The sequence below is a fragment of the Collinsella aerofaciens genome (assembly GCF_015553355.1).
GTDB classification, from domain to species: domain Bacteria; phylum Actinomycetota; class Coriobacteriia; order Coriobacteriales; family Coriobacteriaceae; genus Collinsella; species Collinsella aerofaciens_V.
This window is the reverse complement of record NZ_JADNGN010000004.1, coordinates 1-13765: the sequence shown is the minus strand read 5'-3', so window position 1 is coordinate 13765 and position 13765 is coordinate 1. Positions and strand designations below refer to the sequence as shown.

The window sequence follows — 13765 nt, the reverse complement described above, 5'->3', positions numbered from 1 at the left end:
GTTCGATGGTGCCCCATGTTGGATTCGAACCAACGGCCTTCTGCTCCGGAGGCAGACGCTCTAATCCCCTGAGCTAATAGGGCCAACGTTTGGCATTATACCCAAGTGCGCCACGGGCTATCAAAAAAAAAGAAAAAGCTTTGCAATTCCGAGGAAGACGCGGTGCAACGGCCCACTTTAGAAGGCAAAAGCGAGTCAGATAGTATAAACTCTCATGCACCATATATACACGGCTCGCGATGCGGGCCGTTTTTGCAAGGGTTATCCATCGAGGTGAGAGGCACACCATGATTGCAATTCTAAAGCAAAGCGCCAGCGACGAGGCCGTCGGCCATATCGTCAGCTGGATTGAGAAAAAAGGCCTGAAGACCGATGTCTCGCGCGGCGAGAACGAGACCATCATCGGCCTGGTGGGCGATACGACCAAGATCGACCCGTTCCTGCTCGAGTCCATGGATGTCGTCGAGCGCGTGCAGCGCGTCTCCGAGCCTTTTAAGCGTGCCAACCGCAAGTTCCACCCCGAGGACTCCGTCATCGACTGCGGCCACGGCGTCAAGATCGGCGGCGACCAGTTCCAAGTCATCGCCGGCCCCTGCTCCGTCGAGGGCGAGAACCTCATTCGCATCGCACGCCGCGTAAAGGCCGCCGGCGCCACGATGCTGCGCGGCGGTGCCTACAAGCCCCGCACCTCCCCCTACGCCTACCAGGGCATGGGCCCCGCCGGCCTCGACCTGCTGTGCGAGGCGTCTGCCGAGCTCGACATGCCGATCGTCACCGAGATCATGGACCCGCGCGACGTGCAGGTCTTCCTTGACAAGAAGATTGACGTCATGCAGATCGGCGCCCGCAACGCCCAGAACTTCCCCCTGCTCAAGGAGGTCGGCAAGACCCAGACCCCGATTCTGCTCAAGCGCGGCATGTCCGGCACGATCGACGAGCTGCTTATGGCAGCCGAGTACATCATGAGCGAGGGCAACGACAACGTCATCCTGTGCGAGCGCGGTATCCGCACCTTCGAGACCCGCACCCGCAACACCTTCGACCTTAACGCCGTGCCGGTGCTGCACCACCTGTCGCACCTGCCCGTCGTCGCCGACCCCAGCCACGCCACCGGCTACACCCGCTACGTCGAGCCCATGGCGCTCGCCGCGACCGCCTGCGGTGCCAACGGCCTGGAGATCGAGGTCCACGACGAGCCGAGCCGCGCCTGGTCCGACGGCGCCCAGGCCCTCACCCCCGATCAGTTCGACGACACCATGCGCCGCATCCGAGCCATCCGCGAGGTTGTCTGCCAAGAGACCATGGAGTAGCCCATGGGTACGGTGAGAAACGCGCGCGTTAACCAGGGCGGCCCCAAGTGCGCCGGCATCGTCGGCCTTGGCCTCATCGGCGGTAGCTTTGCCCGCGGCTATGCACAGGCGGGCGTCCGCGTGCTGGCCTGGGACCCCGATGACGATGTCATGACGGCCGCCAGCATGGGCACTGTCGCCGGAGAGCTCAACGACAAGACACTCGGCGAATGCGACATCATCGTCCTGGCTTGCTACCCCGAGGCATGCATCGAGTGGCTCGAGACGCACGCCAAGGCGCTCGCCGACGCCACCGACACCGACGCCATCATGGGCCCCGTGGTGATCGACACGGTGGGCGTCAAGGGCATCGTGTGCGAACGTGCCTTTGAGCTTGCCCGCGAGCACGGCTTTTACTTTGTGGGCGCGCACCCCATGGCGGGCACCCAGTTCTCGGGCTACGCTAACTCTCGTGCCGACCTGTTCCAGGGCGCCCCGCTGGTGCTCGTACCGCCCGCGGTAGACGATGCGCTCAAGCTGGAGCTTTTGGGCCAGGTGCGCGAGATGGTGCGCCCCTTGGGCTTTGGCAAGTTCAGCGTGACCAGCGCCGCCGAGCACGACCGCGTCATCGCCTTCACGAGCCAGCTTGCGCACGTGGTATCCAACGCCTACGTCAAAAGCCCCACCGCCCAGGTCCACCACGGCTTTTCGGCCGGTAGCTACCGCGATCTCACCCGCGTGGCGCACCTCAACCCGCAAATGTGGTCCGAGCTCATGATCGACGACGCCGACGCGCTCGCCTTCGAGATCGACCATCTGATCGAGTCGCTTGGCGCCTACAGCCGTGCGCTCAAGAACCGCGACCAGCGCTATCTGGAGAATCTCCTTGCCGAGGGCGACCGCATTAAGCGCGCACTCGACGACGAGGCCTCCCACTAGACCACCTATCACGCCAGGTCGAAAGGACCGAAGCTTATGGCGATTACCATCGATATCGACACCGCACGCCCCTACCAGGTGCATGTTGGCACTTTTTTGCTGGAGCAGGCGGGACCGCTCGTGCGCGCCACTGCCGGCGGCACCAAGGCCGTCATCGTGACGGACACCAACGTAGGCCCGCTCTACCAGATGCCCGTTAAGCAGAGCCTGGAGGCATCAGGCTACGAGGTGAGCATCTGCACCTTCGAGGCCGGCGAGGCCCATAAGCGCGCCGAAACCTATGTTGCCATTTTGGAGTTTGTGGCCGAGCACGAGCTTTCGCGCTCCGACGTGATCGTGGCACTCGGGGGCGGCGTCGTGGGCGATGTGGCGGGCTTTGTGGCCGCGACCTACATGCGCGGCTGCAAGTTTGTGCAGATCCCGACGAGCCTGCTCGCCATGGTGGATTCGTCGGTGGGCGGCAAGACCGCCATCGACCTGGCTGCCGGCAAGAACTTGGCCGGCGCCTTTTGGCAGCCGAGCGTGGTTATCGCCGACGTGGGGTGCCTGGCCACCCTCACGCCCGAGCAGTTCGCCGACGGCTGCGGCGAGGTTGTGAAACACGCCGTGATCGCCGACCCGGAGCTTTTCGCCGAGCTGGAGAAGACCCCGCTCACGCTGGAGCTGCTCAACCGCGATGTGGCCCGCGTAGCGCTCATCATCGCCCGCAATATCGACATCAAGCGCGCCGTGGTCGTCGCCGACGAGCGCGAAACCAACCAGCGCAAGCTCCTCAATTTTGGACACAGCGCCGGACACGCCGTCGAGGCCTGCGAGCACTTTGAGCTCGGACACGGCAACTGCGTTTCGATCGGCATGGGCATCATCACGCGCGCCGCGGCCCTGCACGGCATTTGCGATGCTGCACTGCCCGATCGTATTGAGGAACTCTGCGCCCGCCATGGCCTCAAGACCCGCTGCGACCTAGATGCCGATGCCGTCTTTGCCGAGGCGCTCCACGACAAGAAGCGCGCGGGCGACACCATCGACCTGGTGATTCCGCACGGCATTGGCCGCTGCAGCATCGACCGCATGCCGCTTTCCACCTTCCACGATTTGATTGCCGAGGGCCTCGGCCAGAAGGGAGACGCTTCCGCATGTTAGCCCGCATTACCCCGTCCCCGCTCAAGGGCACCGTTCCCGCCATCGCGTCCAAGTCGATGGCGCATCGCCTGATCATCTGCGCTGCGCTTGCCAACGGCGAGACGCACGTTACCTGCAACACCACCTGCGCCGACATCGAGGCCACGGTGCGTTGCCTCACGGCGCTCGGCGCCCGCATCGAGACCGCCGAGGACGGCTTCCAGGTCCACCCCACTATGAAGAGCGTTGAGTTTGGCCTGCTCAAGGCCCTTACCGGTGGCACGCTCGACTGCGGCGAGAGCGGCTCCACGCTGCGTTTTATGCTGCCTGTCGCCTGTGCGCTGGGTGCGGAGGCCACCTTTGTGGGCCAAGGTCGCCTAGGCGCCCGCCCGCTCTCCCCGCTCTCGGACGAAATCATCGCCGCCGGCTGCGACCTGCAGGGTCTGGGCGGTTTTCCGCTCAAGACGAGCGGCCGCATGCGCCCGGGCACCTTTGTGCTGCCGGGCAACGTGAGCTCGCAGTACATCTCGGGCCTGCTGCTGGCGGCTCCGCTGCTGGTCCAGCCCTCCTGCGTGCAGGTGACCGGCCTCATCGAGAGCCGCCCCTACATCAACCTAACGATCCAGGCCATGAAGGCCTTTGGCGTTGAGGTCAACGTCGAGCGCATTCCCGCCAAGGACGGTCAGCCCGAGGTCACGAACTTCCGCGTGAGCAGTGGCTCGTACCGCACGCCCGGCAGCGTGGCCGTCGAGGGCGACTGGTCCAACGCCGCCTTTTGGTTGTGCGCTGGCGCCATCGGCACCGACCCCATCACCGTGGAGGGCGTGTCGCTGAGCTCCGCGCAGGGCGACCGCAACGTGCTTGCCGCGCTTTCGCGCTTTGGCGCCCGCATCGTGCGCTCCACCAACGCCGCCACCGTGCAGTCCGACAAGCTCGCCGGCTTTGAGATGAGCGCCCACGACATCCCCGACCTGGTGCCCGTTATCTCGGCCGTGGCATCGTTGGCGCAGGGCCGCACGTTCATCCGCGATTGCGCCCGCCTGCGCATCAAGGAATCCGACCGTCTGGCCACTACCACCCGCGAGCTCACCGCGCTGGGCGCACAGGTGCGCATTGCCGGCGACGACCTCATCATCAAGGGTGTCAACGCCTTTACTGGCGGCGAGGTCGATTCGCACAACGACCACCGCATCGCCATGATGGCTGCCATCGCTGCGAGCCGCGCCACTGGCGAAGTTGTGATCCACGGCGCCGAGGCCGTCAACAAGTCCTATCCCGATTTCTTTGACCACTACCGCCTGCTGGGCGGCAAGGTCACGCTCGAGGAGGAATAGCATGTCCTCGACCTTTGGCAACGTCTTGCATCTGAGTATCTTTGGCCAGTCGCACTCCCCCGCTATCGGCTGCTCACTCGACGGCATTCCGGCAGGTATCGCCGTTGACCAGGAGCAGCTGCAGGCCTTTTTGGACCGTCGTGCCCCCGGTCGCGACGAGACCGCAACCAAGCGCCACGAGGCCGACGCCGCGCATATCATTGCCGGCGTGGTCGATGGACATACCACCGGCGCGCCCATTGCCGCGATTATCGAGAACACCAACACGCGCTCCAATGATTACTCCGAGCTGCGCTGCAAGCCCCGTCCCGGACATGCGGACTTCCCCGCGCGCGTGAAGTATCACAACATGCACGATGTTGCTGGTGGCGGGCATTTTTCCGGCCGCCTAACGGCACCCTTATGCATCGCCGGCGGCATTGCGCTACAGGCACTCGAGGCCCGCGGCATTCAGGTCATGGCGCACGTCGCGCAGATCGGCGGCATCTCCGACCTGCCGATGGACGATATGGTCTATCGAGAGGCCGACCGCAAGGCGATCCTTACGAACGACCTGCCGTGCATTGACGCCGCCGCAGCCGGCCGCATGCGCGAGGAGATTCTGGCCGCGCGCGATGAACTCGACAGCATCGGCGGCATCGTGGAGTGCGGCATTTACGGGCTTCCCACGGGCATCGGCGACCCCATGTTCGACGGCATCGAGAACCGCATCGCGCAAATCGCGTTTGGCATTCCCGCCGTAAAGGGCGTGGAGTTTGGCATGGGCTTTGCCGTGGCCGCCATGCGCGGCAGCGAGAACAACGATCCGTATCGCATCGATGCCGAGACCGGCGAGATCGAAGTCGAGTCCAATAACGCCGGCGGCATCCTGGGCGGTATTTCGACCGGCGCGCCCGTCATGTGGCGCATGGCCGTAAAGCCGACGCCCTCAATTGGCCGCGAGCAGCAGACCGTAGACATGGACGCCATGGAAAATGCCGAGCTCTCGGTCCACGGCCGTCACGATCCCTGCATCGTCCCCCGAGCCGTCCCCGTAGCCGAGGCAGCCGCGGCGCTCGCCATCTGGGACGCCCTCCTCGAGGACGCCGCCCAGCGCTAACCAGCCCACCCCGGGCAATGATTCACGAAAGGGGTCCCTATGGACCTTGCTGACATCCGCCAGGCCATCGATGGCATCGACACCACGCTCCTCAACAGCTTTATCGAGCGCATGGACATTGCCACCGAAGTCGCCAAGTCAAAAATCGAGATGGGCAAGGCCGTCTTCGACCCCGCCCGCGAGCGCTCCAAGCTCAACAACCTCGCCAGCCGCGCGCCCGAGCGCTACGAGGCGCAGACCATCACCCTGTTCCGTCTCCTCATGAGCATGAGCAAGGCCGAGCAGCAGCGCTACATCAACGAACTCAAGGGCATCACTGTCTCGCAAAAGGCCCACGCCACGGCTGCAGCCTCCGACACGCCCTTCCCTCAAACTGCCACCGTCGCTTGCCAGGGCGTTGAGGGCGCTTACAGTCAAATCGCCGCGTGCAAGCTCTTCGACGTGCCCGACATCGCGTTTTTCGAGACCTTCGAAGGCGTTATGCGCGCTGTGCGCGACGGCTTCTGCGAGTTTGGCGTGCTGCCCATCGAGAACTCCACCGCCGGCTCGGTCAACGCCGTCTACGACCTGCTCGCCCAGTTCGACTTCCACATCGTGCGCTCGCTTCGCCTCAAGATCGACCACAACTTGCTCGTCAAGCCCGGCACCAAGCTCGCCGACGTGCGCGAGGTCTACAGCCACGGCCAAGCCATTGCCCAGTGCGCCGGCTTTATCGAGAACCACGGCCTGCGCGCCACCAAGTACCCCAACACGGCCATGTCGGCTGAGATGGTCGCCAACTCCGAACGCACCGATGTTGCCGCCATCGCATCGCGCAGCTGTGCCACGCTGTATGGCCTCGAGGTGTTGGAGCCCAATATCCAAGACTCGGACAACAACTACACGCGCTTTGTCGTCATCAGCCGCGAGCCGCGCGTCTACCCCGGCGCTAATCGCACCTCGCTCATGATCACCACGGCCAACGAGCCGGGCGCCCTCTATCGCGTGCTCGAGCGCTTCTACGCACTCAACATCAACCTCATCAAGCTCGAGAGCCGCCCCATCCCCGGCCGCGATTTTGAGTTTATGTTCTACTTTGATCTGGACTGCCCCTTTGGCAGCAAGGCCCTCGACGACCTGCTCGATTCCATCGACGACGTGTGCGAAAGCTTCACCTACTTTGGCAGCTACACGGAGGTGCTCTAGATGACCGATACCGCCGCAACCCGCCCCTACGGAGTGCTGGGCCGCGTGTTGGGCCACAGCTACACCCCAACCATCTACAAAGAGCTCGCTGGGCTCGATTACGTGCGATTTGAGCGCGAGCCCGAGGACCTCGCGGCCTTTATGACGGGCGACGAGTGGGAGGGCACCAACGTGACCATCCCCTACAAGCGCGCCGTCATGGAGTACCTGGACGAGCTGAGCCCGCTCGCCGAGCGCATGGGCAACGTCAACACCATCACGCGCCTGCCCGACGGCCGCCTGCGCGGCGATAACACCGACTACTTCGGTTTTCAGTGCCTGGTCGAGGAGCTGGGCGTAGAGGTTGCCAGTAAGAAGGCCCTCGTGCTCGGCGCCACCGGCGGTGCCGGCACTACGGCCAGCATGGTACTCGACGACCTGGGCGCCATCGTCGTACCCGTGGGTCGCACAAGCGAGGTCAATTACGACAACATCGCGCAGCAATCCGATGCCGCGCTGCTCGTCAACTGCACGCCTGCCGGCATGTTCCCCCACTGCCCCGACGCCCCCTGCACGCTCGAAGGACTCGATGCGCTCGAAGGCGTCATCGACATTGTCTACAACCCCGCCCGCACGGGTCTGATGTTCGAGGCCGAGCGCCGCGGCATCCCCTACATCGGCGGACTGCTGATGCTCGTGGCACAGGCGGCACAGGCCGTCGAGCGCTATACCGGCCAGGTCACCCCGCGCGAGCGCATCCTGGACGTAACGGAGCGCCTGTCGCGCCATGAGCAGAACATCGCCCTGATTGGCATGCCGGGCTCGGGCAAGACCCGCGTGGGCGAGCAGATCGCTAAGCTCACGGGCCGCGAGCACATCGACCTCGATCGCGCCCTCGAGGAGCGCCTGGGCATGCCCTGCGCCGACTTTATCGTCAAGTGCGGCGAGGCGGCCTTCCGCGAGCAGGAGACGGCAGCGCTGGCCGACATCTCCAAGCGCAGCGGCTTGGTGCTCTCCACCGGCGGCGGCGTGGTTACGCGCGACGAGAACTACCCTCTGCTGCACCAAAACAGCCAGATCGTGATGCTCAACCGCAAGCTCGACGAGCTCGCCCACAAGGGCCGCCCCATCACCGCGCGCGACGGCATCGACAAGCTGGCCGAGCAGCGTATGCCGCGCTACCGCGCCTGGGCCGACTACATCATCGACTCACGCGACTGCGCCGCCAACACCGCCCATGCCCTCCTCGACACCCTCCCACCCGCTCTCTAACCAAAACCACCACAAAGGGGACAGGCACCTTTGTGGTGGTTTTTCAACCGCAAAGGAAGCAACCATGAAAGCACTCGTCATCAACGGCCCCAATCTAAACATGCTCGGCATTCGCGAGCCGGGCATCTACGGCAGCGACAACTACGACCGCCTGGTCCAGATTTGCCAGGAAGCGGGCGCCGCACAGGGCTTCGACGAGGTCGAGGTCTTCCAGTCTAACCACGAGGGCAGCATCGTCGACAAGATCCAGGAGGCCTACGGCAAGGTCGACGGCATCGTCATCAACCCGGCAGCTTACACGCACACGAGCGTCGCGATCCTCGACGCCCTCAAGGCCGTCGCCATCCCTGCCGTCGAGGTACACATCAGCGCCGTAGAGACGCGCGAAGACTTCCGCCAGGTGAGCTACGCCCGCCTAGCCTGCTTCGCCACCATCACCGGCGAGGGCCTGCAAGGCTACGCCCACGCGCTGGAGCTGCTGAGGGAACGTCTCGAAAAGTAAAATGCCAACCCCAACGAACAGTAGCGGCTTGCTCGCACTCGGCTCAAGCAGCATACAAAACGAAAAAGCCCAGACCAACAAGCGGTCTGGGCTTAATAAACGATGGTGCTCCATGGCGGATTCGAACCGTCGACCTTGGGATTAGAAGTCCCCTGCTCTATCCAACTGAGCTAATGGAGCAAATAGCCGCACGCCCAAGCAAGCGCAAGCCTGTCAGGCGCAAGTAATTATAACCTAGTTGAACTGCTCGCGATACGCCTTGCAGACCTCATCAACCGGGCCGTCCATGCGAAGGTCACCCTTCTCAATCCAAACGGCACGCTGGCAGATGCGCTCAACCTGCTCCATAGAGTGCGAAACGAACAGAACCGTCACGTCGCCGCTCTGGATAAAGTGCTGGATACGGTCCTCGCACTTCTGCTGGAAGAACACATCACCGACGGACAACGTCTCGTCAACGATCAGAATATCGGGCTCGGTAATCGTCGCGATTGCAAAGGCGATACGCGCCACCATGCCCGAGGAGAAGTTCTTAAGCGGCATATCGACAAAGTTCTGCAGCTCAGCGAACTCGATAATGCCGTCAAAGTTGGCGTCGATGAACTCCTTGGTATAGCCGAGCAGGGCACCGTTCAGATAGATGTTCTCGCGGGCAGTCAGCTCGGGGTCAAAGCCGGCACCAAGCTCAATCAGCGGCGCGATGTTACCGTGCACCTTAACACTGCCCTCGCTAGGCTCAAGCACGCCAGCGATAATCTTGAGCATCGTAGACTTGCCGGAGCCATTGGTGCCGACCAGACCCACGACCTCGCCACGATGAATATCGAACGAGATGTGCTTAAGCGCCCTAAACTCCTCAAAGAACAGCTCGTGCTTGGCAAGCTTGATGAAGTACTCCTTGAGGTTGGTCAGCGACTCGGACGCCATGTTAAAGATCATGGTGACGTCGTCGACCTCGACAGCCAGAGGCTGCTCGCTGTAATCAACAACAGATTCAGTCATCACAGCACTCCTTAGATGTAGAGGATGAACTTGCGCTCGGACTTATGGAACACGGTGTAGCCAATAACAAGCGCAAGGACCGCCCAAGCGACGCACATACCAAACGTCAAAAGCGAGGGCGTAGTCTGGAACAGGAAGATATCACGCATAAACTGCAGGTAGTTGTACATGGGGTTCGCATACACCAAGATCCGAACGATATGCGGCATCTGAGCAACAAAGTCGGTCGTCCAGAAAATAGGCGTGATATAGGTCCAAGCCGTGATGACAACACTCCACAGATGCATAACGTCGCGGAAAAAGACCGTGAGGGCCGAGAGCATCATGCCCAAGCCCATGCAGAAGCACATAAGCAGCAGCAGGCAGACCGGCAGCAGAATCAGGTGCCAAGAAGGCATAACATGGAACCACAGCATAACGATGGCAACGGCGACCAGCGAGAAGGCAAAGTTAACCAGCGAGAAGAGCACCTTCTGTACTGGGAAGACCCAACGGTGCACCTTAACCTTCTTGAGCAGCGGGGCAGCACCCACGATCGACGTCAGGGCCTGGTTCGTAGACTCGGACATGACGGCAAAGGTAACGTTACCCACGATCAAGTACAGCGGGTACATCTCGGGCGTAATCGAGCCATTGCGGCCCTGGGCAAAAATCGTCGAGAACACGATGGCCATGACGATCATCATCAGAAGCGGGTTGAGCACCGACCATGCGACGCCCAGAACGCTACGGCGATACTTGATCTTAAAATCCTTGGTAACCAGCTGACGAAGGATAAACGCGTCCTTCTCAAATTCGTTCTTAGCAAACGTCGCAGGCAGACTGCGAGCTTCTTGTTGCTTTGTCTGATCCGACACGGATGCAACTCCTTTACTCGTAATCGTTGACAAACGAACAGTATAGACCCGACGGCCCTGCAAACGATTCGCGCAACAAAACTGGAGAACTAACCCACATCTAAGGATGCCAAGCCCAAACGGCTATACTTTCAAGGATTGAATGTGTAAGGAGCATTGAGTGAATTCTGAATCTATCGCCGTCATCATCCCCTGCTACAACGAAGCGCTCACGATCGGCAAAGTCATCGACGACTTTCACCGCGAGCTTCCGCAAGCGACGGTCTATGTCTATGACAACAACTCGTCGGACGATACCTCACGCATCGCCACCGAGCACGGCGCCACGGTCCGCTTTGAGCCCCGTCAGGGAAAGGGCAACGTGTGCCGCCAGATGTTTCGCGACATCGACGCCGATTGCTACCTGATGGTCGACGGCGACGACACCTACCCCGCCGAGGCGGCCAAAGCCCTCTGCGAGCCTATCCTCAGCGGCACGGCCGACATGACCGTAGGCGATCGCCTTTCCAACGGCACCTATGCCGAGGAGAACAAGCGTGCCTTCCACGGCTTTGGCAACAATCTGGTCCGTGCCATGATCAAGTGGATCTATGGCTACAGCTTCGATGATGTCATGACCGGCTACCGTGCCATGAGCCGCCCGTTCGTTAAAACCTTCCCTGTGCTTTCCGAGGGCTTCCAGATCGAAACCGAGCTCTCGATCCACGCCGTCGACCACCGCTGGCGCATCAAGGATGTGCCCATCGAGTACCGCGACCGTCCGGAAGGTTCCGAGTCCAAGCTCAATACCGTAAGCGACGGCATTAAAGTCGTTGCGATGATTGGCACGCTGTTCAAGGACTACCGCCCTCTGAAGTTCTTCAGCCTCGTCGCGCTTCTGCTTGCGGTGATCGGCCTCGCCTTGGGCACGCCCATCGTTGTCGAGTATTTCCAGACCGGCCTCGTTCCGCGCTTCCCCACCGCCATGCTCGCCGCGTCGTTTATGTTCCTGTGCGGTCTGAGCCTTGCGACCGGCTTCATCCTCGATTCCGTGGCAAAGGTCGAAAAAAAGCAGTGGGAGGTCAACGTGTACAGCAAATACGCCTACGATGACCAGCCCGGCAGGTCCGCCACCACGCCAAGCGAGTGAAAGATCTTCCGCAAAATACTATTGGCACCACTGCGCAGATAGCCATCAACAAGAAAAGCCGCCGTTAAAGAACGGCGGCTTTTACTCTCGAAAAGTTGATAGCGGCTAGAGCGTCTTGAGGTACTCCCCAAGCTCTTCCTCCCAGTCGGGCATGTGGAACCCGACCGACTCGAGCCTGGAAAGGTCGAGCGCGGAGTGGACCGGGCGCGGGGCGACGGGTCCCCCGGCGCCGCCGTAGTAGTCGGCGGTGCTGACCGGCACGACCTTGTCCCCGTTGCCGTTGGCGGCCTCGAAGACGGCGCGGGCGATGTCGGCCCAGGACCTCACGGCGCCGGAGCCGGTGCAGTCGTAGGTGCCGTAGGGGGCGTGCGTCCCCAGCACATGGAAGATGGCCCGCGCCATGTCGCGCGTGAAGGTCAGGCGGCCCAGCTGGTCGTCCACGACGGTGACCTGGTCCAGCTTGTCGTCCGGGTCGGCGACGCGGTCGGAGAGCGCCTTCATCGTCTTGACGAAGTTGTGCCCCTCGCCGATGACCCAGGAGCTGCGCATGACGTAGTGGCGGGGGCAGCCGGCCACGGCAATGTCGCCCGCGGCCTTGGTCTGGCCGTAGACGGACAGCGGGCTGAGGGGCTCGTCCTCGGTATGGACCTCGGCCGTGCCGTCGAAGACGTAGTCGGAGGACACGTGCACGAGGGTGATCCCGTGCCCGGCGCAGGTGCGGGCGAGCAGGGCCGGGCCGGTCGCGTTGGCCTTCCAGGCGATGACACGGCCCTCGGGGGTCTCCGCCCTGTCCACGGCGGTGTAGGCGCCGCAGTTGATCACGGTGCCGTAGAGCGACCAGTCGTATTTGGAGTAGGCGTCCGGGTCTGACATATCGAAGGTGTCGATGTCGCAGAAGTCGAAGTCCTTGGCGACGCCGCGCTCCTCCGCCAGCGCGCGGACCGCATGGCCCAGCTGGCCGTTGCAGCCGATAACGAGGGTGCGCTTCGGCGCCATGGGGACGACGTCCTTGAGGTACGGGTGGTTGAGGTCGGCCTCGGATACGGTGGCCTCGTCGAGGGGGATCGGCCACTCGATGGCGAGCTCGGGGTCGGCGAGGTTCACGAAGGTGTAGGTCCTCTTGAGCTCGAGCGACCAGTGGGCGTCCACCAGGTAGGTGTAGGCGGTGCCGTCCTCCAGGGCCTGGAAGGAGTTGCCCACGCCGCGCGGGACGTAGATGGCCTTGGAGGGGTCCAGCACGGTCGTGTAGACCTTGCCGTAGGTGGCGCTGCCCTCGCGCAGGTCCACCCAGGCGCCGAAGACCGAGCCGCGGGCGACGGAGATGAACTTGTCCCAGGGCTCGGCGTGGATGCCGCGGGTGACGCCGCGGCTGTCGTTGTAGGAGATGTTGTTCTGGACGACCCTGAGGTCGGGGATGCCCAGGGCGGTCATCTTGGCGCGCTGCCAGTTCTCCTTGAACCAGCCGCGCGAGTCGCCGTGGACGGCGAGGTCGACTACCTTGAGGCCCTCGATGCCGGTCTCGGCGACGGAGAGGTCCTTCTCGAATGCGATGTCAGCCATGTGGGAAAAGCTCCTATCGAAGAGGTTGGGAAACCGGGGCGCCCGCGCGGGGACGCAGGATCATCCCCATGCCCTGCGGCCCCGCGCGGGCGCCCCGCGGTGCGGTTCGCCGGGGTTCGGCCTACTGCCCCTGCGCGCGGTAGCGGGCCTCGGTGGCCTCCTTGGCCGGGCGCCACCAGGACTCGTTGGCGACGTACCAGTCGATGGTGGCCTTCAGCCCCTCGGCGAAGTCGGTGTGTGCCGGCCTCCAGCCGAGCTCGCGCTGGAGCTTCGTGGAGTCGATGGCGTATCGGCGGTCGTGGCCGGGGCGGTCGGCGACCCAGTCGAAGTCCTCGGGGTCCTTTCCCATCGCCTCCAGGATCATGCGCAGCACGGTGATGTTGTTCTTCTCGCCATTTGCGCCGATGAGGTAGGTCTCGCCCATGCGGCCCTTGGTGAGGATGTCCCAGACGGCCGAGGAGTGGTCCTCGGTGTGGATCCAGTCGCGGACGTTCTC

General features: G+C 62.9%; 13 protein-coding genes and 2 tRNA genes. 9 read left to right on the top strand and 6 right to left on the bottom strand.

Features of this window, described 5'->3' with window-relative positions; translation table 11 throughout:
* Window positions 1-6 precede the first annotated feature (6 nt).
* Window positions 7-83: transfer RNA gene (locus I2D57_RS01965), tRNA-Arg, on the bottom strand.
* Between the two features lie 204 nt (window positions 84-287).
* On the opposite strand from I2D57_RS01965, the gene aroF reads away from it, so the two are divergent.
* The 8 genes from aroF (at window position 288) to aroQ (ending at window position 8721) form a co-directional block, all read left to right on the top strand.
* Entirely contained in the window at window positions 288-1310 is a 1023-nt protein-coding gene (aroF, locus tag I2D57_RS01960; RefSeq protein WP_035138595.1) for a 3-deoxy-7-phosphoheptulonate synthase, read from the top strand.
* A gap of 3 nt (window positions 1311-1313) precedes the next feature.
* Window positions 1314-2228 carry a prephenate dehydrogenase gene (locus I2D57_RS01955; protein WP_035138596.1) on the top strand — a complete coding sequence of 305 codons (915 nt, stop codon included), beginning with the start codon at window positions 1314-1316 and terminating at the stop codon, window positions 2226-2228.
* A gap of 36 nt (window positions 2229-2264) precedes the next feature.
* Window positions 2265-3371, top strand: a complete 1107-nt coding sequence (aroB, locus tag I2D57_RS01950) for a 3-dehydroquinate synthase (protein ID WP_195361294.1) — start codon at window positions 2265-2267, stop codon at window positions 3369-3371.
* Window positions 3365-4684, top strand: a complete 1320-nt coding sequence (gene aroA / locus I2D57_RS01945; protein WP_195361293.1) for a 3-phosphoshikimate 1-carboxyvinyltransferase — start codon at window positions 3365-3367, stop codon at window positions 4682-4684. Before aroB ends, aroA begins: the two co-directional genes overlap by 7 nt.
* Before the next feature lies 1 nt (window position 4685).
* On the top strand, window positions 4686-5783 hold the full coding sequence (aroC, locus tag I2D57_RS01940) for a chorismate synthase (RefSeq protein WP_195361292.1): 1098 nt from the start codon (window positions 4686-4688) through the stop codon (window positions 5781-5783).
* A gap of 39 nt (window positions 5784-5822) precedes the next feature.
* On the top strand, window positions 5823-6968 hold the full coding sequence (gene pheA, locus I2D57_RS01935; protein WP_195361291.1) for a prephenate dehydratase: 1146 nt from the start codon (window positions 5823-5825) through the stop codon (window positions 6966-6968).
* Window positions 6969-8219 (top strand): shikimate kinase, encoded by a 1251-nt coding sequence (locus I2D57_RS01930; protein ID WP_195361290.1) that lies wholly within the window; start codon window positions 6969-6971, stop codon window positions 8217-8219.
* 64 nt (window positions 8220-8283) lie between these two features.
* Window positions 8284-8721, top strand: coding sequence for a type II 3-dehydroquinate dehydratase (gene aroQ, locus I2D57_RS01925; protein WP_055309849.1), 438 nt, complete (start codon window positions 8284-8286; stop codon window positions 8719-8721).
* Window positions 8722-8824: 103 nt separating this feature from the next.
* Here the strand turns inward: aroQ and I2D57_RS01920 are convergent.
* The 3 genes from I2D57_RS01920 to I2D57_RS01910 all read right to left on the bottom strand — a co-directional run bounded on the left by I2D57_RS01920 (window position 8825) and on the right by I2D57_RS01910 (window position 10580).
* Window positions 8825-8901: transfer RNA gene (locus I2D57_RS01920), tRNA-Arg, on the bottom strand.
* 54 nt (window positions 8902-8955) lie between these two features.
* Window positions 8956-9723, bottom strand: coding sequence for an ABC transporter ATP-binding protein (locus I2D57_RS01915; protein WP_022094777.1), 768 nt, complete (start codon window positions 9721-9723; stop codon window positions 8956-8958).
* An 11-nt stretch (window positions 9724-9734) separates the two neighbouring features.
* Entirely contained in the window at window positions 9735-10580 is an 846-nt protein-coding gene (locus I2D57_RS01910; protein WP_233503787.1) for an ABC transporter permease, read from the bottom strand.
* A gap of 160 nt (window positions 10581-10740) precedes the next feature.
* Here I2D57_RS01910 and I2D57_RS01905 point away from each other — a divergent pair, with 160 nt between their 5' ends.
* Window positions 10741-11709 carry a glycosyltransferase family 2 protein gene (locus tag I2D57_RS01905; RefSeq protein WP_195361289.1) on the top strand — a complete coding sequence of 323 codons (969 nt, stop codon included), beginning with the start codon at window positions 10741-10743 and terminating at the stop codon, window positions 11707-11709.
* Between the two features lie 105 nt (window positions 11710-11814).
* Here I2D57_RS01905 and I2D57_RS01900 read toward each other — a convergent pair whose 3' ends face one another.
* The gene (locus I2D57_RS01900) at window positions 11815-13269 is read right to left on the bottom strand and encodes a sugar nucleotide-binding protein (protein ID WP_195361288.1); all 1455 of its coding nucleotides are present in this window, start codon (window positions 13267-13269) and stop codon (window positions 11815-11817) included.
* A gap of 121 nt (window positions 13270-13390) precedes the next feature.
* A partial coding sequence (locus I2D57_RS01895) for a GDP-mannose 4,6-dehydratase (RefSeq protein WP_195361287.1) occupies window positions 13391-13765 on the bottom strand: 375 nt, incomplete at its 5' end.